The sequence below is a fragment of the Palaeococcus ferrophilus DSM 13482 genome (assembly GCF_000966265.1).
Classification (GTDB): Archaea; Methanobacteriota_B; Thermococci; order Thermococcales; family Thermococcaceae; genus Palaeococcus; species Palaeococcus ferrophilus.
On sequence record NZ_LANF01000011.1, the window covers coordinates 276,229 to 298,248 of the forward strand.

The 22,020-nt window shown below is 55.1% G+C and carries 22 protein-coding genes; 16 read left to right on the forward strand and 6 right to left on the reverse strand.

From position 1 onward, the window contains the following. Window positions 1-52 precede the first annotated feature (52 nt). The 6 genes from PFER_RS06545 to PFER_RS06570 all read left to right on the forward strand — a co-directional run bounded on the left by PFER_RS06545 (window position 53) and on the right by PFER_RS06570 (window position 5,368). A complete protein-coding gene (locus PFER_RS06545; protein ID WP_048150123.1) occupies window positions 53-835 on the forward strand; it encodes an oxygen-binding di-iron domain-containing protein in 783 nt (260 codons plus the stop codon). Between the two features lie 5 nt (window positions 836-840). Then, window positions 841-1,593 (forward strand): methyl-accepting chemotaxis protein, encoded by a 753-nt coding sequence (locus tag PFER_RS06550; protein ID WP_048150125.1) that lies wholly within the window; start codon window positions 841-843, stop codon window positions 1,591-1,593. Window positions 1,594-1,643: 50 nt separating this feature from the next. After that, entirely contained in the window at window positions 1,644-2,870 is a 1,227-nt protein-coding gene (locus tag PFER_RS06555) for an alanyl-tRNA editing protein (RefSeq protein WP_048150128.1), read from the forward strand. A 175-nt stretch (window positions 2,871-3,045) separates the two neighbouring features. Beyond that, window positions 3,046-3,318, forward strand: a complete 273-nt coding sequence (locus tag PFER_RS06560; protein WP_048150129.1) for a hypothetical protein — start codon at window positions 3,046-3,048, stop codon at window positions 3,316-3,318. After that, complete coding sequence (locus PFER_RS06565) at window positions 3,315-4,106, forward strand: ABC transporter permease subunit (protein ID WP_052696192.1); 792 nt, start codon at window positions 3,315-3,317, stop codon at window positions 4,104-4,106. The genes PFER_RS06560 and PFER_RS06565 overlap by 4 nt, the downstream gene beginning before the upstream one ends. A 2-nt stretch (window positions 4,107-4,108) precedes the next feature. Further along, window positions 4,109-5,368 (forward strand): ABC transporter permease subunit, encoded by a 1,260-nt coding sequence (locus PFER_RS06570; protein ID WP_245612473.1) that lies wholly within the window; start codon window positions 4,109-4,111, stop codon window positions 5,366-5,368. A gap of 1 nt (window position 5,369) precedes the next feature. On the opposite strand, the gene PFER_RS06575 is transcribed toward PFER_RS06570, so the two are convergent. From PFER_RS06575 to PFER_RS06595, 5 genes are all read right to left on the reverse strand, one after another. After that, complete coding sequence (locus PFER_RS06575) at window positions 5,370-6,200, reverse strand: ATP-binding protein (RefSeq protein WP_048150132.1); 831 nt, start codon at window positions 6,198-6,200, stop codon at window positions 5,370-5,372. Next, entirely contained in the window at window positions 6,152-6,850 is a 699-nt protein-coding gene (locus PFER_RS06580; RefSeq protein WP_052696193.1) for a hypothetical protein, read from the reverse strand. The genes PFER_RS06575 and PFER_RS06580 overlap by 49 nt, the downstream gene beginning before the upstream one ends. A gap of 101 nt (window positions 6,851-6,951) precedes the next feature. Continuing rightward, window positions 6,952-7,851 carry a radical SAM protein gene (locus PFER_RS06585; protein ID WP_048150322.1) on the reverse strand — a complete coding sequence of 300 codons (900 nt, stop codon included), beginning with the start codon at window positions 7,849-7,851 and terminating at the stop codon, window positions 6,952-6,954. Between the two features lie 58 nt (window positions 7,852-7,909). Beyond that, complete coding sequence (locus tag PFER_RS06590; RefSeq protein WP_048150134.1) at window positions 7,910-8,611, reverse strand: dihydroorotate dehydrogenase electron transfer subunit; 702 nt, start codon at window positions 8,609-8,611, stop codon at window positions 7,910-7,912. Beyond that, on the reverse strand, window positions 8,595-9,824 hold the full coding sequence (locus PFER_RS06595) for a dihydroorotase (RefSeq protein WP_048150136.1): 1,230 nt from the start codon (window positions 9,822-9,824) through the stop codon (window positions 8,595-8,597). The genes PFER_RS06590 and PFER_RS06595 overlap by 17 nt, the downstream gene beginning before the upstream one ends. Window positions 9,825-10,207: 383 nt before the next feature. Here PFER_RS06595 and PFER_RS06600 point away from each other — a divergent pair, with 383 nt between their 5' ends. The 9 genes from PFER_RS06600 to PFER_RS06640 all read left to right on the forward strand — a co-directional run bounded on the left by PFER_RS06600 (window position 10,208) and on the right by PFER_RS06640 (window position 20,548). Next, window positions 10,208-12,649 (forward strand): ABC transporter substrate-binding protein, encoded by a 2,442-nt coding sequence (locus PFER_RS06600; RefSeq protein WP_048150324.1) that lies wholly within the window; start codon window positions 10,208-10,210, stop codon window positions 12,647-12,649. Between the two features lie 201 nt (window positions 12,650-12,850). Then, window positions 12,851-13,906, forward strand: coding sequence for an ABC transporter permease (locus tag PFER_RS06605; protein WP_048150138.1), 1,056 nt, complete (start codon window positions 12,851-12,853; stop codon window positions 13,904-13,906). 11 nt (window positions 13,907-13,917) lie between these two features. Beyond that, window positions 13,918-15,384: an ABC transporter permease gene (locus PFER_RS06610; RefSeq protein ID WP_048150139.1), complete on the forward strand. Its 1,467-nt coding sequence runs from the start codon at window positions 13,918-13,920 to the stop codon at window positions 15,382-15,384. Window positions 15,385-15,393: 9 nt separating this feature from the next. Next, complete coding sequence (locus PFER_RS06615) at window positions 15,394-16,353, forward strand: ABC transporter ATP-binding protein (RefSeq protein ID WP_048150142.1); 960 nt, start codon at window positions 15,394-15,396, stop codon at window positions 16,351-16,353. A 10-nt stretch (window positions 16,354-16,363) separates the two neighbouring features. Then, complete coding sequence (locus PFER_RS06620; protein ID WP_048150144.1) at window positions 16,364-17,371, forward strand: ABC transporter ATP-binding protein; 1,008 nt, start codon at window positions 16,364-16,366, stop codon at window positions 17,369-17,371. A gap of 54 nt (window positions 17,372-17,425) precedes the next feature. Further along, window positions 17,426-17,887 (forward strand): hypothetical protein, encoded by a 462-nt coding sequence (locus PFER_RS06625; RefSeq protein ID WP_048150146.1) that lies wholly within the window; start codon window positions 17,426-17,428, stop codon window positions 17,885-17,887. After that, window positions 17,884-18,639 (forward strand): NAD+ synthase, encoded by a 756-nt coding sequence (locus PFER_RS06630; protein ID WP_048150148.1) that lies wholly within the window; start codon window positions 17,884-17,886, stop codon window positions 18,637-18,639. The genes PFER_RS06625 and PFER_RS06630 overlap by 4 nt, the downstream gene beginning before the upstream one ends. A gap of 9 nt (window positions 18,640-18,648) precedes the next feature. Beyond that, window positions 18,649-19,491 (forward strand): DMT family transporter, encoded by an 843-nt coding sequence (locus PFER_RS06635; protein WP_048150150.1) that lies wholly within the window; start codon window positions 18,649-18,651, stop codon window positions 19,489-19,491. A 136-nt stretch (window positions 19,492-19,627) separates the two neighbouring features. Beyond that, a complete protein-coding gene (locus tag PFER_RS06640) occupies window positions 19,628-20,548 on the forward strand; it encodes an SPASM domain-containing protein (protein WP_048150151.1) in 921 nt (306 codons plus the stop codon). Here the strand turns inward: PFER_RS06640 and PFER_RS06645 are convergent. After that, window positions 20,545-21,468 (reverse strand): Lrp/AsnC family transcriptional regulator, encoded by a 924-nt coding sequence (locus tag PFER_RS06645; RefSeq protein WP_048150153.1) that lies wholly within the window; start codon window positions 21,466-21,468, stop codon window positions 20,545-20,547. The two genes, PFER_RS06640 and PFER_RS06645, sit on opposite strands and share 4 nt — an antisense overlap. A gap of 59 nt (window positions 21,469-21,527) precedes the next feature. Here PFER_RS06645 and PFER_RS06650 point away from each other — a divergent pair, with 59 nt between their 5' ends. Next, entirely contained in the window at window positions 21,528-22,016 is a 489-nt protein-coding gene (locus PFER_RS06650) for an adenosine-specific kinase (protein ID WP_048150155.1), read from the forward strand. Window positions 22,017-22,020: the final 4 nt, after the last annotated feature.

The window sequence follows — 22,020 nt, forward strand, 5'->3', positions numbered from 1 at the left end:
GATAACAAAAAACGGAGGAGTTCTAGGGAATAGCGAGCGGGGAGGGGATAGTATGGGAGAGTACAACCTCAATCCTGACCTTGACCCCACCAGAGACCACGTCCTCTACAGGGACGGCGACCACATGGTGGTCTACCTCGGAACCGCCTCCGGGGCGAGCGCAAGGGGCTACGGGGACGTGGACGTGAACGCCTATTTGATAGTGAACCGGAACAAAGGGATTCTCCTCGATCCGGGAGGATACAAGATATTTCCGCGGGTGCTTTCAAACATATCCAAATACATAGACCCAAGGAACATTCAGTACATATACATGTGCCACCAGGATCCGGACGTTGCCGGGAGCATCCCCCTATGGAGGGAGATAACGAACGCCAAGCTTATCATAAGCTGGCTCTGGGTCAGATTCCTGCCCCACTTCGGGTTTGAGGACGTTGAGAGCGTTGCCCACCCCCTGGAGGACGAGGGAGAGGTTCTCAACTTCGGCTCCACGACGCTGGAGTTCATACCAGCGCACTTCCTCCACAGCCCCGGCCACTTCACCGTTTACGACAGGAGGAGCAAGTTCCTCTTCACAGGCGACATAGGAATCGCGCTCCTGGACGAGCCCTACTTAGTTGTTGACAACATGAGCAGGCACATCCAGGCCATGAAGCCAATCCACGAGCGTCTCATGCCCACCAACAAGGCACTGAAGCTGTGGCTAAGGAGGGTGAGAGACCTCGACATCGAGGCAATACTGCCCCAGCACGGGGCCATAATCCCAAAACAGCACGTGAAAAAGTTCTTTGACTTCCTAGATGGCCTGAGCTGCGGGCTCGACTCCATGAGGTGAGCCGCATGGAGATAAGGAGCATAGTCAGCGCTTCGGAGGTCCTATCGAACGCCGTTAGGATACAGGCTGCGAACAAGGAGACGTCCAGGATAATCGAGGGGCTGGCGGAGCAGATAAGCGGCAGGTTCATCGAGAGCAACGCGGTAATCCTTGAGAACATCGAAAAGCTCTCCCGCATAATAGAGGAGCTGGAGATGTTCAGGCAGGAGTTCCTTCCCTTTTTCCAGAGGTTTGAGGAGTTTGCCAAGGAGTTCAACAAGCTCGTGCAGAACCTCGAGTATATCTCCGGAATAAGCGACTCCATAGGGAAGGTGGCAAAGCAGACAAACCTCGTTGCTTTGAACGCATCCATAGAGGCGGCGAGGGCCGGGGAGCAGGGAAGGGGCTTTGCCGTGGTCGCGGAGGAGATAAGGAAAATGGCGGTACAGACCATGAACCTTACGAACGAGATAAAGGACTTCAACTCCCGGGTCATGGGAGAGCTCGAATCGTTGAGGGACGTTCTCGACGTTATGGACCGGATAAAGGAGGGGACGGAGATACTGGGCAGGGACATCAACGAGATAGTAGAGATAAGCAAAGTTCTCGAGAACATGTCAAAGGAGCAGAGGGAGATGGTCCACGACATAAAGGGTCTCAGCGGACTCTCGATAGCGCTTGAAAAGCTCACAGAGATGCAGGAGAAGTTCAACAGAGACCTAAGCACCCTTCTAATTGAGCTGGCAGGCGAGTACGGACGCGAGGGCAGAAGGAAGTGAGGCCCGGCAGGTTTATTTAATTTTCATCCCACATCTTGGACGGTGGTGTTATGACGGTAAAGCTGTTCTACGAGGACCCGTACCTCAAGGAGGAGAGCGCGAGGGTTGAGAAGATTGAAGTTAATGAGGACAGGGTGCGCGTCAAGCTCGACAGGACGATATTCTATCCAGAAGGAGGGGGCCAACCCTCCGACAGAGGCACCATATACGGCGAGGGCTTCCACATCGAGGTGGAGCGCGTGGAGGGAAAGGACGAGGTATGGCACGTGGGCAGGCTCAAGGGAAGGGCTCCCGAGGAGGGCGAGGAGGTGATGATGGAGCTCGACTGGGCGTGGCGCTACGAGAACATGAGGGCCCACACGGGGCAGCACATCCTCTCCGCGGTTCTAAAGGAGATGTACGGGAGCGATACGACCGGCTTCCAGATTTTTGAGGACTACTGCAAGATAGAGATTAACTTCGAGGGCGAGCTCAGGTGGGAGCACATACTCGGGGCGGAGCTCGAGGCCAACGAGGTTGTGTGGAACAACCTGCCCGTTGAGGTCGAGGAGTACGAGTACCTCCCCGAGGAGCTGGCAGGGATACTCAGGAAGCACGTCCCCAACGTGAGGAGCAAGATAAGGATAGTGAAAATTCCCGGTGTGGATGCAACCCCCTGCGGAGGCACCCACGTGAGAAGAACCGGTGAGATTGGCCTCATAAAGGTGCTCAACTTCTACAGGAAGAGCAGCAAGCTCTGGCGCATAGAGTTTGCCACGGGTTATAGAGCATTGATAGCCCTCGAAAAGCTCCTCAGGGACTACTGGGAGAGTTTAGACGAGATGCCCAACAAAAACAGGCCCCTCGTGGAGAGGGTGAGGGAGCTGAAGGGAGAGATGGAGGCGCTTGAGGAGGAGAAGAAGGCCCTCCGTTTAGAGCTGTGGGAGTGGAAGGAACGGAACCTTATTAGAGATGCCGAGGAGGTTGGGGGCGTCAGGGTGGTAACCCATCTGGAGAGCGCCTCGATGAAGGATGCCCAGGCGTTCGCAATCCATCTCGTGGAGAACAACCCCGGCACGGTGGCCGTTCTGACCGGGGAGAACTACGTGCTCCTCGCTAAGAACGAGGAACTTGAGGGGCTCTCGATGAGGGAAGTCCTGAAGGAAATGCTCTCAAAGACGGGAGGCGGTGGAGGCGGAAGCGACAACCTCGCCAAGGGAGGGGGCTTTAATGTTCCCCCCGAGGAGGTTATTAAGGTCGCGGTTGATGTTTTGAAGGGGAGAATAGGGGGTTCGTGACGTTCTGTTCTATCTGTTCTTTTTTTGAAGCTTTTTAAGAAACATTGAGTACTTCCACGGCCCCTAAATTCCCTCCACCCGTCCGGGCATTCTAACTATTGGGGTGCATCATCGGCTTACGATTAACCCTAAAACTTTTTAAAGATTTACTCCAATGTAAAAGTACGGTGGTGGGATGGCCAGAAGGTGGCATTTATACGCCAAGGTGCTCATCAAGAACATCCTCATTTTTGTAATAGCGGTTCTGATTTTTGGTGCGGTTGTAGTCAAGGGGTATGAAAAAACGACCTTTTACAACAACTCCGATGTTTTTGACAGGAACTACCGCATAGTTCTCAGCTCCCTCGACCATCTAAGGCAGGCCTCCGAGCTTAGGATGACTCCAGGGAATACGCCGAGTACCTCACCAAAAAGGAGCTGGGGATTGACGATTTCAGACAAAACATGAAGAGGCTTTTTGAAGAGGTGGGGGACATCGTCGAACATCTCGGGGACGAGTGGGGACATGCCCAGCCCGGCTACATGTTCATCGTTAAAAGTTTGATAATCCTGGCTCTAACGGAGCTCTTTATCCTCACCGCAGGCCTCTACCTGGGCCTCAGGGCAGGCTACAACGGAGGGCTTCTTGATAGGGCTGTCTCCGGCCTTGCTCCGATTTTTTCCGCCATACCCTCATGGTTCATAGCGATCCTTTTCCTGTTCTTTTTCGCATGGAAGTCCTCTTTTCTTCCCCTGGACTTTGAGAGGTACATAATGGACGTACGGCTCGAAGGAGGTAGCGTACCCCGTGCATACCTCGTTGGTCTTCTGCTCCCCGTTTTAACCCTTGTAGTGGCCATGATATGGGAGTACGCTTTCAACGTCCGCAACCTCGTCAGGTACGAGAGCCAGAGCGAGCACGTGCTCTACGACAGGGCAAGGGGCCTACCGGACAGGAGGATAATGAGGAAGCTCCTGAGGACGGCCCTTCCAAGCTTTTTAACGTACACAACGTACAACTTCCTCGAGATACTCACAAGCGTCCTCGTCGTTGAGGTTATATTCGATGTGAACGGCATTGGCAAGCTTCTGTGGTGGTCCTTTAGGGTGCTCAAGGACGTAAGCGGTGTGAATTTCGTTTATTATGCGGGCGGAATATATTTCATCTCAATACTCATGATGCTCCTCTACTTTGTGAACGCGGTTATCATGGAGAGTCTTTACATAAGACTCGACCCCAGGGTCGGGAGGGAGTGAGGATGGTTAACCGACTCACCGTTGCGGGAGCGATAATCGCACTGTACCTGATTGGGGCGCTGGTTACTCCCCATCTTGTTGATGAGAGGGACATAGAGAACTGGGATTCAAAGGAGTACTGGCTTGACAATCCGAAGCTGGCCCCTCCCGAATGGGTTTCATTCTTCAATAAGGGCCTTCCCAGGGGAGAGAAATTGAAGACCAAAGATGGCAGAACCTTTGAGTACGACTTCCACTACTCCCGGGCGCCAAAGGACATGGTTATCTTCATCAACAACTCAGACTCAAAAAGAGTCTCCATAACCATTGAAACGCCCTCAGGTAAGAGGTACACGCTCTACAAAGGCTACCCAATGAAAAAGATTCTGATAAGCCGGCAGGTCGTAAGGCTGATGGAGATAGCCAAAGACAAGGGGCTTAACACCACCGAGACCGACATCCTCTTCGGAGACTCCCTCCTCCCCGTATTTTTTGTAAAAGAGGGCGATAAGGTTGCTCCCGAGAAAGGGAGGTATAGAATCACCGTAAACGCCTCCGGGGAGGTTGGGGTCAAGGTTCTGGGAAGGACCTATGGGCTCATGGGTACAGACGTGATGGGGAGGAACATATGGTCGGGCTTCCTTTGGGGACTCAGGGAGACCGTTTGGATGGTCCTTTTGACCGGGACAATAGCGGTTTTCCTTGGTTCCCTCTTCGGGCTCGTTAGCTCAATGACCGGCAAGCTGGGATGGCTTGGTGACAGCCTCGCAAAGTTCTCCGCCCTCCTCCCCGTGGTGCCCCTCATGATAGCCCTCGTACCGGTTATGGGCGAAGTTTCAGTTGGTGGGAGGCTCGAGATGTCCACATTCTGGTTCTCCACGGCCATAGCGCTGGCCCTCATGGGGAAGGTCTCCAGAAACGTCAAGGCCATAGTTGACGTTGAGCTTTCAAAGGACTACGTTAAGTCCGCCCGGGCCGTGGGGGGCAGCACGTGGTGGATTCTCAAGCACCACATCTCCCGTGTCGTTCTGCCCTACTCAATCTATCAGCTTTCCCTCCTAATCCCGAAAATAGTTGCCCTTATATCGCTCCTCGGGTTCTTCTCGGCCGCACCGGGTTTTAACTGGGGCACGATGCTGGCCATGGTGATAAACGAGAACCAGCTCTACAGCGGGGCCTGGTGGCTCGTCCTCCCAATAGGGTTCGCCCTGGCATTTTTTGCCTTTGCCTTCGTGCTGATAAACAGAGAAATGGAAAAGAGGTTCATGGAGGTGTTCTATTAGTTCACCCATTCTCTTTCGGCCATATCCTGAGCCTTTTGAGGACGAGTTCCCGCTGCTCCTCGGGAACCCGGGGAGGGGAAGCTTCGCGCTCGGCCCTCTCCCTATCCATGAGCCCGTACCTCACGAGGGCGGCCAGCCTGCGGTGCTCAAAGCCGTAGCCCCTCTTCTTCCAGTAAAGCTCGAGAGCGGGCCCGAGGACGAGGCAGTTCGTGGTGTAGCCGGGCAGCTCGGGAAACTCGAAGGGAAGCTTCTTCAAAATCTCAAAGCGCTCCTCCTCGCTCATGAGGGTTAAAAGCCTTATCTGGACTATCCCTCCGCTCATGACCCTGTAAGCCCTGTGCCCGAAGGGGAGCTCATGGCCGGTTATGATGTAGCGGTAGCCCCTCCTTTTGGCGTGGGCCTTCAGGATGCCCATCGTCCTCCTCGAGCAGGCCCTGCACGGGGAATCGCCCTTGGAGAGGGCCTCCCTGAAGATATCCGAATAGTCGTGGCGGAGAACGGTGAAGGGAACCCCGAGGGAAGAGGCTATCCTCTCGGCGTTCGCTATGGCCTCCTCCGCCATGAAGCCGTGGTCAACCATCACCGCCTCAAGCTCCGGCACCCTGTAAACTTCTTTGGCCAGGTAGAGGGCAACGACGCTGTCCTTCCCGCCGGAGAATGCGAGAATAGCTTTATCAACGTCCTTCATAAGCTCATCAAGTTCTCTCCTAATCCTCTCCCTGTCGGGCGGATGGGCTAGGAAGTCCCTGCACTCCCTGCATAGGGGCTTCCCATCAACGATGTCTATCTTCGCCGTCCTCTCGTCGTGGATGCAGAGTGAACACTTAAGCATGACCAACCCTCCGGGGAGTGGTTTAAAAAGGTGTCCCTCAATCCTCGCGGGGTTGAGGCGTCCCTCACCGTGAAGAAGGCGAGGGTGAGCACGTTGTCCCTAAGGAGAACGCCACGGTTGTTCCTTGAGATAAGCACGCCGAAGATGAGGCCGAAGATAAACCCTCCAACCCAGAGCGCGAGGAGGAATCCCCCAACGGTCCCGCCGCCCCTGAGAGGCACGGAAAGGACCTTGTACGATAGGGCGAAGGCCGCCAGGAAACTTCCCTCTAGGAGGAGAAGAAGCTTCACAACCTTCGAGAGCATTCCGAGCAATCGGCCGCCTCCAGTCCTCTCAATGAGCCTGGCATCGTGGTGGTGATAGACCATCAACCTTCCAACGTTCGCCCCGCTCCTGAAGGCAAGAAAGCTAAACATCACTCCCAGGAGGGTTTGCCCCCTCAGTTCCCAGAGGGCCCAGAGACCAACGGTGAGCCATGCAAGGGTGTAAAGCTTTTCCCATTCTTTCTTCTCGTTTTCAGGGACCTTCATACCACCGATGTTTCTCAGAAATGCAGATGTTCCTTTCCTAAAGAAGCCGAGGAACAGCATCGCAACGTTGATGGAAACAAACGCGAGGAGGAGACAAAGGGATAAGATAGCCCCTATCATGCCCCCACCGCGGTATGTATGGGAGGGAACACAATAAAACTTTTCCCCTCCGTACCGTGGAATAGTTTAGTGCCAACGACGCCGAGAGGGAAAGGAGCGGCTCACAGGCCCTCCCGCTCCCTCTTCACTATGGGCACCACATCGCGCGCAACCCTCCTCGCGCCGAAGAGGGTTATGGCATCCATAGTCCTGTAGATGGCGAGCTGGCAGCCGCTTATGCGCACATCAATGAATTTTTTGGCCTCCATGGCCGCCTTGAGGAACTCCGCGACACTTTCGGCCCTCTCAAAGTCAAGGCCCGCTTTCTTCAACCGCTCAACGTTCAGTTCGTGGATGGTGAGAGGTTGAAGCATCATCTCATCAACACCGAGGGAAGCGGCAAGCTCCGCTATCCTCGGTATGTCCTCATCGTTTATGCCGGGCATGAAGATCGTCCTCACGACAGAGCGGACTGACTTGTCTTCCCCAACGATTTTGAGGGCGTTCACAACGTTTTCAAAGGTGTTGGCGTTGGTGATCTTTAGGTGCCTTTCCCTGCTCGCCGCGTCGAGGCTTATCATGACGAGGTCGAAGTCGAGCTTCGCCCAAAGCTCCTCCGTCAGGAGGGAGCCGTTGGTCTGGAGGTCGAGCCTCGCATCCGGGAAGCGCTCGCGGAGCATCCTGTTGACCTCAACTATCCTCCTGCTCATGAGGGGCTCCCCGTACTGGGAGACGGTTATGGCATAGGGCCTTTCCCAGCCGTAATAGCCCGGTTTCGGCGCCTTTCCGAGTTTCACCGCTACGTTCGAGTAGCAGAATATGCAGTCGTGGTTGCACGCAGGTGTGAGCTCGTAGCTCGGGTGGTGGACGGGGTTGGGATTGCTCAAATCAAGGCCCTGACAGCCCTGACAGTGGGTGGGGAACTTCAAATCCATCACGAACTCCTTTAAAAGTCTCGCCTCTTTGTTCTCAAGGATACGGGGCTCGACCCCCATACTCCTCGCGAACTCCTCCCAGCTCATTTTCTTCACGGGCTCTCACCTAAAGATGGCTGAGAAAAAGGGTTTAAAAAGGGGTCGGTCAGAGGGTTCCCCTCAAGAGTTCCCCATCAAAGACAGGCCCGTCCCTACACACGAGGTACTTTCCAAGGTTGCAGGAGCCGCAGACGCCTATACCACACTTCATGTACCTCTCAGCCGAGATTTGGACGTTTTTGTAGTCCATAACCTTCAGCACGGCCTTGAGCATTGCCTCCGGCCCGCAGGCGTAGACCTGGTCGAACTTCCCCTTTTCCTCGGCGAGTACTTCCGTTGGAAAGCCCTCCCTCCCCGCAGAGCCGTCGTCCGTGGTTATTACAACCTCGTCCACGTAGTTCTCAACGTCCATCAGCGCGAGCTCCTCCCTCGAACGGGCGCCGTAGATAAGCGTGAGATGCTCAAACTTTCCTTTATTCTGCCTCGCGAACGCATATAGCGGAGGAATCCCTATGCCGCCGCCAACGAGGGCCAGCCTTTCTCCCCTCGGGTCAAAGCCCCTCCCGTAGGGCCCCCTAATCCAGAGGTAATCACCCTCCCCGAGCTCGAACAGCTTTGTGGTGAATGACCCGACGCGCTTGACGACTATGAAGTCTTCCCACGCGAGGCTGAACGGCTTTTCACCCACACCGGGAAGCCACGCCATTATGAACTGCCCCGCCCTGAACTCTAACTTTTCATCGAACCTGAAGGCTTTAACGTCCTTCGCCACTTCCCACGTTTCCAAAAGTTCAACCCTTCGCAGCAACTTCCACCCTCCTTCCAGCGGGTTTTCCAAAGATATCATCCTCCTCCATAAGGAGCTCCCCACGGATGAACGTCTTAACGACCTTCCCTCTCAGCTTCCGTCCCTCCCAGGGACTCCATTTGGCCTTGGTGTAGAACTCCTCAGGTTTCACCACCCACTCCCTCCTTAGGTCAACGACCGTGAAATCCGCGTCCCTCCCGACGTCAAACCCCTTATTCATTATATTGAATATCCGAATCGGGTTCGAGTGCATCTTCTCGACTATGTCGTGGAGGCTCATGAGCCCCCTGTTTACGGCATCCAAAAGAAGGGCAACCTCCGTCTCCAGCCCCGGAATTCCAGCGGCTCCCGCTCCCTTGTCCTCGAGCGTGTGGGGCGCGTGGTCGCTCGCTATTATTGGAATTCGGGAGAGGTTTTCCCAGAGGGCCCTTCTATCTCTTTCCCCCCTCAAGGGCGGATAGACCTTGAGCAGCGGGTTCTTCTCGAAGTCTTCCTTGGTCAGGAAGAGGTGGTGAGGGGTAACCTCGAAGCTCACCCACGGGAGAGCTTTCTCAAGTACTGCCCTTATCCCACCGGCGGTTGATACGTGGCATATGTTGAGGGGCTTCCTCAGTTTTTCTGCCGCGTTTAATGCCTTTTCTATAGCCCTGATTTCGGCCTCAGGCGGCCGCTGGGGATTTTTGCCGATGATCTCCGCGTCCTCAGCGTGAACGCTAACAACGCCCGGGGCGCAGGAGTAATCACCCTCGAAGTCCTCCGAAAATATGCCCCCCGTTGAGGCCCCCATGAAAACTTTGTAGAAGTCGGCGTTAACGCTCTTCGCCTCCCCGCAGTTCCTGCTCACGAGAAAGCCAATGGCGTAGTCCGCGTACGATTTCCCTCTGAAGAGCAGTTCCCTCATCCGGAAAGTCCGCGCGTCCATTACGGGCGGCTTCGTGTTGGGCATGTCAAAAACTACCGTTATTCCTCCGTGAAGGGCCGCCTTCGTGCCGCTTTCGATGGTTTCCTTGTTCGCCTGCTCGAAGTCCCTGAGGTGGACGTGAACGTCCACGAGACCCGGTAGAAGAACCTGCCCGCGGGGCAACCTCAGCGTCTCCTCCCCCTTCAGTTCCCCGAGGGCGATTCTGGCTATCCTCCCCTTCTCAACCCCGATGCTTCCAGTGAGTATTCTTCCCCTAAAGGCGACCTTACCGTAGAGTACCATTTCAAACACGAGCGCCCACACCGAGTTGGGAGGGTCTGTTTTTAAGCTTTATTTTGAAGTCCAAACAGGTCCCACAAGGTTTTAAGAGGTTTCTACGGAGTTTTACATGCCAATATTTTATTATGGGGAACACTCCACCTTCCTACTACCCCACCAAGCCAATAACTTATAGCAAAAACGGGAAAATTCCGTTAAGAGGTTCCATTTCGCCAGAGGGGCGGCGAATGGTGGCACAACTTTTACAGACATGAAAAAGAACGTAAGTCTTAAATAGGGCATTCAGTGTATAATGATATGCCATTATACCCTAAACACGGCATTGTTGATAAAAAATAGCAAAACGGGGGATACGGAAAATGAGAAGGACAATAAGTGTGTTGGTAGCGGCTTTGATGCTGTTTAGCATTTTCGCTGCCCCTATGCTAAGACCAGTGGCCGCAGCCACTGCAGATGACGCCAAGGCCAGGTATGAGGCCGACATTGCCTGGGCAAACGAGCGTGGCCACCTCGTGATAAGCAATGGTCCGTACATTCTTGACAAGTATGTTCCAGAGAACCTCTACCTCAAGCTCGTCAAGTTCAACGGGGAGAGGAACGTCTTCACCGATACCCTTCCGCACGACGGTTATGCTGACGTTATTGAGTACCAGGGTGTCCAGGGTCAGGAGAACGTTATTCTCCAGATCGCCAAGGGCGAGTTCGACATGGGTATGTTCGCCTTCTCCGCCGGAACCTACAGCGGTCTCGGCGAGGACATAACCAGCAACCTCAACCTCTTCAAGAGCGCCAGCTCATACAACGAGCTCTCGTTTAACACCTACCACGACCCTGATAAGGACGCTCCCATCGTCACCGTTGGTGACCAGGTTTACTTCAACCCCTTCGCCATTAGAGAAGTCAGGTTCGCCATGAACTGGCTCGTCAACAGGGAGTACATCGTCCAGAACATCTACCAGGGTAGCGGTGCCCCAATGCTCGGCTGTATAAGGCCCTCTCACCCGGCTGACAAGTACTTCGAGCCCGTCTACGACGCCCTTGGCCTCACCCCCGAGGGTGACGAACAGCTCGGTATTGAGATGATTACCGAGGCCATGGAGGCCGCCAAGGACAAGGTCGCCCAGTACGGTCACGAGCTTAAGCTCGAGGGCGGCTACTGGACCTTCGACGGCAAGCCTATCGAGATCAACTTCATCATCCGTATAGAGGACGAGAGGAAGGACATTGGTCTCTACGTCTCAAAGCAGCTCCAGAAGGCCGGATTCAAGGTTAACGAGCTCCTCTGGGACAGGCAGAAGGCAGGTGGTGTCGTCTTCGCCGAGCCGCCGAGCAACTACAAGTGGAACATCTACACCGGTGGTTGGGGTACCAGCGGTCTCCCGAGCGTCTGGATTGACGACTACACCGCCTGGTTCTACGCCGCCTGGTACGGCTACGTCCCAGGTGCCGTCGAGCCCAAGCACAAGAACACCGTTACCGTTCAGGACTTCCTCGAGGAGGTCGGCGATGGCGATGCCGACGCCGGACTCCAGGCCATAGGAGCGACCTACTACAAGAGCGCTTCCGACCTCGGCGACATGCTCCAGTGGACCGAGGAGGAACTCACCCAGCTCCTCACGCTCTTCAACGTCGAGATCAACGGCAAGACCTACACTCTCGACAACGCCGATCAGTACTGGGACCTCCAGAAGATTTCAATGGGTATCGGTATCATGGAGAGCGCCAGGGTCTTCATCGTCGAGCAGTGGGAGTTCTACCCGGCTAACAAGCAGAGGATAAGCAAGATACTCTCAGACCCGAACGTCGGTATCGGCCAGCGCTGGAGCGTTATGAGCGCCGAGACCCCGGACAAGACCCTTAAGATCGCCCAGTTCGCCTCAACCGGTGCCCTCTTCATGAGCGCCTTCCAGCCGGTCGGCGGTCTTAGCGACGTTTACAGCGTCAGGATATGGAACCTTGTCCACGACTTTGGAGGAACCAACAACTTCGACGGTGTCTACACGCCCTACAGGTGCAAGTGGGAGCTTGAGAAGGGCGAGTTCACCGTTCCTGAGAGCGCTGTTATCTACAACCAGACAGAGGGTTGGGTTGCCGCCAACGCCGGCGAGACCGCACCCGTTAAGGTCAAGGTCACCTGCGACTTCACCGAGTGGCACAACGGCATGAAGATGAGCATAGACGACCTCAAGTACTACATCGCGTTCCTCTACACCTGGGCTTACCAGGACGGTCCGGACGACAAGTACTACGATGAGGGTCTCTCAGGTACCGCCGCCTCACTCCAGAACATCCTCGGTTTCGAGTTCACCGACGACGGTTACGTCGCCTACGGTACCTACAAGCACCCGATTGCCGACGATATCACCGCCGGATTCTACGTGTTCTACCCGAGCCTCCCGTGGGAGATCTACTACGCCATGGGCGAGCTCGTGGCCAACGCGAACGCTTACGGTATTGACAAGGTCTACTCCTTCAGCAGCAGTGGAGAGGGCGTCAACTGGCTCGACCTCCTCACCAAGGAGCACGTGGATGACCTCGTCACCGTCATGAAGCAGCTCGAGGCCAACAACCCGGTTCCCGCCCCAATCAGCGGCGAGACCCCGACCCCGACCCAGACCACGACCACCCAGACCACCACGACCACCGAGCAGCCCAGCGGTGAGAAGACCGTGACAGTCACCGAGACCGTCAAGGAGACCGTTACCAAGACCAACACCGAGACGATAACCCAGACCACCACCGTCACCGAGACCGCCCAGGGCGGCGTCTGCGGTCCGGCTGCCATAGGCCTCTTCGCCCTCCTGCCGCTCCTGGCGCTCAGGAAGAAGAGGGAGTGAAAACTCCCCTCTACTTTCTCTTGTTTAATTTTGTCCTTGACAAACTGTTCTTCACCGTTTTAACGTCAACAGAATCTTCAACTAGTTTTAGCGTTTAGACCTTCGTCTAAAATAAGGTATATAAAGCAAGTTTTACAAAGCTGAAAAAGATAATGTCCAAAGTTGGTCGTTGAAGCAGCTTTAGCTTCGGAGGTGACGGGAATGGGATACGGACGGTACCTCGCATTCAGAATTGTAAACGCCATTGTGGTGTTGATAATCGTTACCTTCCTCATCTCGGCGCTTTTCGTCAAAGCAGCCGAGGAAAGCAATCAGGCGAAAATGCTGGAAGAACTTCTCCAATGGGAGAAGGCGGAAGGTAACAGGATAAAGCAAACCCAGGGTATGGAAGCCTTTGAACAGGCCAAGAAAGGTAAAGAGGCAGAGCTCAGAAAGAGATACGAGCTCGACAAGCCCTACTGGCAGAAGGTCATAACAAAATCCGTGCGTACGCTGAAACTTGACTTTGGAAAGACTAGTATGCCCATATTCGGAACCAACAACGTTAAGAGCATCATCGGTCAGGCCCTTCCAAGAACTATACTCCTCTTCACCACCGGAACGTTGATAGTTATCCTCATCGGTCTTCTCCTCGGTGTTAAAGCCGCAAGGGACGCGGGAAGCGTGTTCGACAGGGGACTCTCAATATTCGCGCTTCTAACCTACAGTCTGCCCATGTGGTGGACCGGAATGCTAATGCTCCTCATCTTCGCATACAAGCTCTCACTCTTCCCGCTATCATCAATGCCAGACCCCAACCTCACGGGCATGGCCCACGTTAGAGATTTGGCCTACAGGCTTGCCCTCCCGGTGCTCACGTACGTCTTCGTCGCCTTCGGTGGATGGGCCTGGACGACGAGGAACATCATGATAGGAACCCTCCAGGAGGACTTCATCATGGCGGCGAGGGCCAAGGGTGTTCCCGAGAGGAAGATCATCTACGGTCACGCCCTCAGGGCGGCAGCCCCGCCGATAGTCACAATGACCATATTCTCGCTCCTCGGTTCCCTCGGAGGTGCCATCATTACGGAGAGCGTTTTCAACTGGCCGGGAATGGGAAGGCTTTACTGGACCGCCCTCCAGCAGAACGAGACCAACCTCCTCATAGGACTCACGTACTTCTTCACAATACTCTTCCTGGCTTCGGTCATAATAGCGGACATGGCGTACGGTTACCTCGACCCGAGGGTCAAGGTCGGTAGGTCAGCCAAGATGTGAGGTGAGACGCAATGAGATGGTCAGACCTTAAAGAGAGCATCGTCGAGTTCGTCTACGAGTATAAAAAAGAGAAGAGCGGTATGCTCGGAGTATTCCTCCTGTTGCTCCTCGTCGCGACGGCGGTGTTCGCACCCTACATAACCGAGCCGAACATCCCCGATAAGTGGACGAACTCGCAGGCATGGTTCGGAAACCCACAGGCCGTGCCTCCCACGTGGTTCGACATGTTCACGTCAAAGAAGCTCTCAGAGCACAGCGTGTACGATATCAACAGTGATAACGTGAAGATAACCCAGCTCGATGAGAAGACCGTGCTCCTCGAGGTGACCTACACCTTCGACGATAAGTACTACTACCCGCCGAAGGGCATACTCGTCTCGGGCTTCAACACCACCGTGAAGAGCAGGAGAAAGCCCGTAAAGGTTGACGTTACGTGGGTAAGGCCCGACGGAAAGGAGGTCACTATTGTCACGAGGAAGTCCGTGAGCTCAAGCACCACCATAAACATCGGTGGAGACGGTGAGATATCCAAGGAAGTGTACAAGTGGCTCTACAAGGAGACCACGGGCCAGGAGATAAGCGACATGGACATACCCATAGACAAGGTTCTCACCTCGGACATGGTGTTCCCGCTCTTCGCGAAGGTCGAGAGCGGAATGAACCCCGACGATATACTCTCAAACCCCGAGCCCCTCCATGGAACCTACACGCTCAAGCTCACGTTCAAGAAGCGCTACCCTGAGGATCAGATCAACTTCGAGAACCTCAAGATAGTCTTCCAGGGTAGGGTCTACGGAGCCATGGGTACGGACTACCTCGGAAGGGACCTCTGGGCAGGCCTCGTATGGGGAAGCAGGGTCTCACTCGTAATAGGTATCCTCGTGTCGGTCATCAGTACGCTAGTTGGAATAATCTACGGAGTCACGAGCGCGTACCTCGGCGGAAACGTGGACGAGCTCATGATGAGAATCAACGAGATATTCTCATCCATCCCGAGCCTTCCGATACTCATCCTCCTCGGAGCAAGCCTCAAGGGACACATAACCCTCTGGATCATCGTGGGAATGCTCGTCCTCTTCGGATGGGTCGGGGTTGCGAGGGTTGCCAGGAGTATGGCATTCCAGATAAAGGAGCAGGTCTACGTTGAGGCGGCGAGGGCACTTGGAGCCGGCAACGGAAGGATCATCTTCAAGCACATCGTGCCCCAGCTCCTGCCGTACGCCTTCGCATCCATGGCCCTCGGTGTTCCGGGAGCCGTTATCGCGGAGGCTTCACTGAGCTTCCTTGGTCTCGGTGACCCGACCCAGGTAACGTGGGGACAGATACTCAACGCGGCCCAGACGCAGGCTGCCACGCTCAAAGGCTACTGGTGGTGGGTGATTCCGCCCGGAATCGGAATCGCTCTGGTCGGCCTTACTTTCGTCCTCATAGGCCTGTCACTGGATAAGATACTCAACCCGAGGCTTAAGAGACTGTGAGGTGAGAACATGGCAAAGAAAGTCCTTGAAGTTAAGGATCTTAAGATGTACTACTTCGCCTCGAGGGGTGTCGTCAAGGCCGTTGACAACATCAGCTTTGACCTTCACAAGGGAGAAGTGCTCGGACTTGCCGGAGAGAGCGGATGCGGCAAGTCCTCCCTTGGTTTTACCCTTATGGGAATGCCCACGCCCCCCGGAAAGATCGTAGGCGGCAGCGTTAAAGTGGACGGAAGGGAAATCGTCGGCCTCCCCGAGGACGTGCTCAGGAAGGAGATAAGGTGGCAGAAGATAGCCATGATATTCCAGGGTGCCATGAACGCCCTCAACCCGGTCTACACCATAGGCTACCAGATGATAGAGCCCCTCCTCTACCACAAGGGAATGGAGAGAGAGGAGGCCATAGACAGGGCCCAGAAGTACCTCGAGCTCGTCGGCCTTCCCCCGGAAATCGTTGACCGCTACCCCCACGAGCTCAGCGGTGGAATGAAGCAGCGTGTCGTCATAGCCATGGCCCTCCTCCTCGAGCCGGAGGTCGTCATTGCGGACGAGCCGACCACGGCCCTTGACGTCGTCGTTCAGGCCCAGATCATCAACCTCATGAAGAAGCTCAAGAAGGAACTCGGGCTCTCGATGATATTCATCACCCACGACCTGAGCATCCTCGCCGAGATAAGCGACCGCGTTGCCATCATGTACGCAGGAAAGCTCGTGGAGATAGGGGACAGCAAGAAGATTTACTACGAGCCTGCCCACCCGTACACCCAGAAACTCCTCGCCGCCATACCGAGGCTTCACGAGGACGTTGAAAAGCTCGAATTCATCCCGGGACAGCCACCAAACCTCATAAGCCCACCCGCCGGATGCCGCTTCCACCCGAGGTGCCCCTACGCAATGGAAGTGTGCAGGGAGCAGATACCGCAGCTGAAGGAAGTTGATAAGGACCACTACGCCGCATGCTGGTTGCTGTGAGGGATGAGCCATGAGTGAGCCGGTACTTAAAGTTGAGAACCTTAAGAAGTACTTCCCTATCAAGAGGGGACTTGGCGACGTCATAAAGGGCAGGCCCCAGAGGTTCGTCAAGGCAGTTGACGGAATAAGCTTCGAAATCGAGAAGCAGGAAGTCTTCGCCCTCGTCGGTGAGAGCGGCTGTGGTAAATCCACCACAGGAAAGCTCGTCATGAAACTCCTCGAGCCAACCGACGGCAGGATATACCTCGAGGGACAGGACGTCACCGAGCACAAGACCACGGAGGAGATCAAGGCCTACCGCAGGAAGGTCCAGATGATATTCCAGGACCCCTTCGCCTCAATGAACCCGAGGTTCAGGATATACGATGTCCTCGAAGAGCCCCTCCTCATCCACGGGATAGGAGAAACAAGGGCGGAGCGCGAGGAGCTCATCTACAAGGCCCTCGAGATGGTGAGGATAACACCCCCAGAGGACTACGTTGGAAGGCACCCTCATATGCTCTCCGGTGGTCAGAGGCAGCGTGTGGCCATAGCAAGGGCCCTCATGCTCAACCCGACCTTCATAGTCGCGGACGAGCCCGTCTCGATGCTCGACGTCTCGATCCGTGCAGAGGTCCTCGAGCTCATGAAGAACCTCAAGGAGAAGATGGGTGTTACCTACCTCTACATCACCCACGACCTCTCAACGGCCAGGTACTTCGCCGACTACATAGCCGTGATGTACCTCGGAAGGATCGTCGAGATGGGTAAGGCAACGGAGGTCATTGACAACCCGATACACCCGTACACCAGGGCGCTGCTGGCGGCGGTTCCGGAGCCCATCCCAGAGAGGAGGGAGATAATCAAGGAGCTCCCCATCAAGGGTGAGGTTCCCAACGCGGCCAACATCCCGCCCGGATGCCGCTTCCACCCGAGGTGTATCTACTTCCAGAAAGGACTCTGCGACGCCAAACACCCGCAGCTCATCGAGTACGAGCACGGGCACTGGGTGGAGTGCCACCTCGCGGGGAAGATTTGATCCTTCCCCCCAACATTTTTAAGCTACTTTTCTACATTTCTGAAGGGATGCCCAATGCGAGATGAACTGAAACTTGCATTCTCATACGGTACGTTCAAAGTCGGTTTCCTGCTCCTTCTGTTAACGCTCGTCCTTTCGGGCCTTTCAATGTACGGGAGCTCTGCTTCCTTCCAGGAGAGCGGTCACCTCACCGCTGGCGACGTCGTTGATTTCAACAGGCCCGGCTTCTACGCCGAGAGCGTCAACCTAACGCTCACTTCAAACTACGCGGTGGTCAACTACACATCCCTAACAACGGGTACGGTGGAGGTAAGGGGGGAATACTCCCTCGAACTCAAGACCCTCCCCACCCTGAAGGTAGAGAACGGGAGCGTGGACTACACCGTCAGGGCTGTGGGTGAGAGGCATCCGTTCTCTGTTCTCGCTTACGTCTCCTTCGTCACGATGCTCGTGGGGATAGTGCTCGCGTTCATAGGTTACTCCAGGATAATGGGCGATCTGGGGGGAAAGAAATGAGGGATCTGAACTATGGGGATGTTGTGAAAACCCTCGAGGCCTTCGTCCGAGAGAGGGCGGGAGGTATGGGGGCGGTAGTCGGCATCAGCGGTGGAATAGACAGCGCCACCGTTGCTTACCTCGCGGCAAAGGCCCTCGGGAAAGAGAAGGTTCTGGGCTTGATAATGCCCTACTACGAGAACCGCGACGTTGAGGACGCCAAGCTCGTCTGCGAGAGCCTCGGGATAGAGTACAGGGTCATAAACATCAGGTCAATAGTTGACGCCTTCGTTTCCTCCCTCGGCTTTGAGCCGGACCGTAAGAGCCTCGGCAACATAATGGCCAGGACTAGGATGGTCCTCCTCTACGCCCACGCCAACCAGCTCAACCGCCTCGTCCTAGGGACCAGCAACAGGAGCGAGTTTCTCACCGGTTATTTCACAAAGTGGGGCGACGGAGCGAGCGACTACGCACCGCTCATAAACCTCTACAAAACGGAGGTCTGGGAGGTAGCGAAACTCCTCGGCGTTCCGAAGAGGATAATCGAGAAGAAACCAACGGCAGGCCTCTGGGAGGGGCAAACCGACGAGGACGAGCTCGGGATAAGCTACCGCCTGCTGGACGAGATACTCTGGCGGCTGGTTGACCTCAAGATGCCGAAGGATAAGATAGCGGAGGAGCTTGGGATAAGCGTTGAGCGGGTTGAATACGTCGAGGGGCTCGTGAAAGGAAGCGAGCACAAAAGAAGACTCCCTCTCGGTCCCGAATTCTGAGGTGAGCCGATGAAGAGGGGCTATCTCTTCGTTTTTCTGGCCGCCAGCATGTGGGGAACCCTTGGAATCTTCGCCAAACTGCTCTACAGGTTTAACCTCGACCCCTTCACCATAGTGTTCTACCGAGCGGGGATAGCCTTCGCGCTCCTTCTCGCCTACAACGGTCTAACGTCCGGACTGGGCATAGGAAGGGAGCGCCTGAAATTCTACGCGTTCTACGGCTTCTTCAGCGTCTTTTTATTCTACGCCCTCTACTTCTACGCTGTCAAGTACTCCTCGGTTTCCCTGGCGGTCCTGCTCCTCTACACGGCTCCCATATACTCCACGATAATGGGCTACATCCTCTTCGGCGAGGACATAACCCCCGCCAAGCTGCTCTCCCTGCTAGCGGTCATAATAGGCGTACTCTTCGTTACGAAGCTCGACGGGAACGTCAGACCTCTTGGAGTAGCACTCGGGCTGCTCTCGGGGTTCACCTACGCCCTGTACGGAATCCTGGGAAAGATAGCAATGCGCACGGACAGGCCGGAGAAGGCGCTCATGTACACGCTGGGATTCGGGTTCCTGTTCATGATACCCTTTGTCCACCCGAGGGTACCACTCGGGGCCACGCCCTATCTACTGTCCCTCGCATTTTTTCCAACCTTCCTAGGCTACCTCCTCTACAACCACGCGTTGAGGGAGGTCGAGGCCAGCAGGGCCTCGATAGTGGCCACGATAGAGCCAGTGGTGGCGCTCGTTCTGGCTTACCTGATCTTCGGCGAAACCCTCACTCCAAGGCAACTGGTCGGGGCGGGCATGATAATCCTGGGGGCCCTGCTCCTCCAGTACGAGGAGTATAGGAGTAAATAATTTTGTTTTCATGTTTATTTACGATTTCATGTTATGTTTACTCTTCACTTTTTTGTAACGTTATAAAGTTGTAATAAAAATATGACTAGAAAAAGTTAATAAAGAAGTTCCGCGTAGGGGAGTGTGGGTGTGGAATATGGCAGAGGTTAAGGTTGAGATGCTCACCATCGAAAGAGAGAAAGGAAGCAGCGTCAGGAGCGTCGGAAAGCCCCCCTGGACAGAAAAAACACATGATGGGAAGCTGGAGAGGCTTATTTTGCAGCTAGGGGCTGGAAAGGGCGAATTTTCGGAGATAACCGGCATCCCAAGGTCAATCGGGTGCATGGGAAACAATCGCTTCATACTCCGCAGGGAGAAGCTCTCCACGGACAGAAAAAAGCAGCTAATACGGGAGTTCCAGCTGAAAGGAGGGCGCGAACTTTACCTGACGAACTACGATGAGGTGGAGGAGCTCATCGAACTGGCGGAGTACGCGGGTAGGCTGGGGATAGATGAGGTCTACGCGGTCGTCAGGATTGAGGACGCTGAAAAAATGCACCCTATAGAGGGCGTCAGGATAGTCGTGGAGATGAGGAATTCCCCCGAGAACTGGGAGAAGCTCAACTCCCTCGGATTTGCCGACGGGGTCCTGCTCATGGTGGAGGCGGACGAGTACCCCCTCGAGGACGTGCCCTTCCCCGGGGACGTTTACGTTGATGTCATCCATCCGCCGAGTATGAGGGGCGTTAACTTCAACATCCTGAACCTCAGGAGAATAGACAGCGGGAGCACTCAACGCTACCACCCGTGTATGGGGGGGACCCTTGCAATAACCGCGGATGGTTACGCCCTCCCCTGCCCGCTCCTCCGGAACTTCGTGGTGGGGGACGCGAAGAAAGAGGGCATCTCAAAGCTCGCCAGAAAAACGAGACTAAAGAACATGTGGAAGATAACAAAGGACAGGATAGAGCCCTGCTCCGCATGCCCCTTCAAGTACGTGTGCCACGACTGCAGGGCCCTTGAGTTCCAAGCTTCGGGAGACCCCTACGGGGTTGAATACTGCCCCCTGGAGCCTTAGAAGTCTTCGAGGATGGAGCGGTAGCCGCCTCCGTCCTCTCTAACCCTCTTGGCAAAGTAGTCGAGCCTGTTCTCCCACTCAAAGCCCGCAAGGTAGTCAATCGTGAACTTCTGAACGTACTGGCCGAACTTGTATATCATCTCCCCGACGTCAACACGTTTGGAGTTGAAGTACCATTCAAGGTAATATCCCTCGGGAAGGATTTGCCCCACGAGCATGTTGTACTTCTCCATCCACTCCTCTATGAGGCCCTCATCGAGGTCGTAGGCGATGCCGTTGAAGACCCTGTCCGTGGCCTTATCATCGTGTATAGCCGCGTAGCCCACGAGTATCCCCAGCTCCTCGAGGCGCTTTATCATGTAGTTGACGGTGGCCCTGCTCTTTCCCAGGGCGCGGGCTATCTCCGATACCGGTGTCCTGGCGTCAACCTTGATTATGTCAATGAGCCTGGCGTAGTCATAACTCAAATCCCATTCCCCGGGCTCCATCTTAACGTGAGGATAGGGGGCCACCCTGTAGTACTCGTAGTCGTCGCTGTACCTGGAGAGGAGATCGTCAATGTATATCGTCTGCTCCTTTGGGATGTGGAGGATGGACTTGAGGCCTATCTTGAACCCGAAGGTCGGGTGAACCGTGGCCACAAAGGGGTTCCGGAGCATCCGGCGGGCCACAATATTCATCTCGGACTTGGGGACGCTCAGGTAGGCGATGTAACTCTTAAACCCCAGACGGGTCATGTTGAAGAGCGAATAAACGCTTACGTACTTGTCCGGGCCGTAGTACTTCTCGTAAAGCCTTCTGAGCCTCGAGTAGTCTATTCCCTCCAGCTCGGCTATCTTCCTAAGGCTCTCCCTCGGGTGTTTATTGAGCACATCAACAAGAAAATCAATTTCGGACAGGTTTATTTCATCTCCGCCCATTCCACCTCACGGAAAAAGTTTTATCTTCTGGGACTTTTATATATTTTCGGTGGTGAGTAATGGTGAAGATAGACGTGGTGGACATAGAGAAGCCGGAAGGAGTTGAGTGCATCATCGGCCAGGGAAACTTCTCGATATTCACGGTGGATGACCTCGCCAGGGCGCTTCTCACGGCGGTTCCGGGCATAAAGTTTGGAATAGCCATGAACGAGGCAAAGCCCCAGCTGACGCGCTTTACAGGGAACGATAAGGAGCTCGAGAGGCTAGCCGCCAAAAACGCCCTCAACATTGGTGCCGGGCACGTGTTCGTGATACTCATGAAGAACGCCTTCCCCATAAACGTCCTCAACACCGTCAAGAACCACCCCGCCGTTGCCATGGTCTACGGGGCCAGTGAAAACCCTCTGCAGGTTATAGTGGCTGAGACTGAGCTCGGAAGGAGTGTGCTCGGCATAGTTGACGGGAAAGCCGCTAACAGAATAGAGGACGACGAGCTCAAGAGGGAGCGCAGGGAGCTCGTGGAGAAGATAGGCTACACCATAGACTGACCCT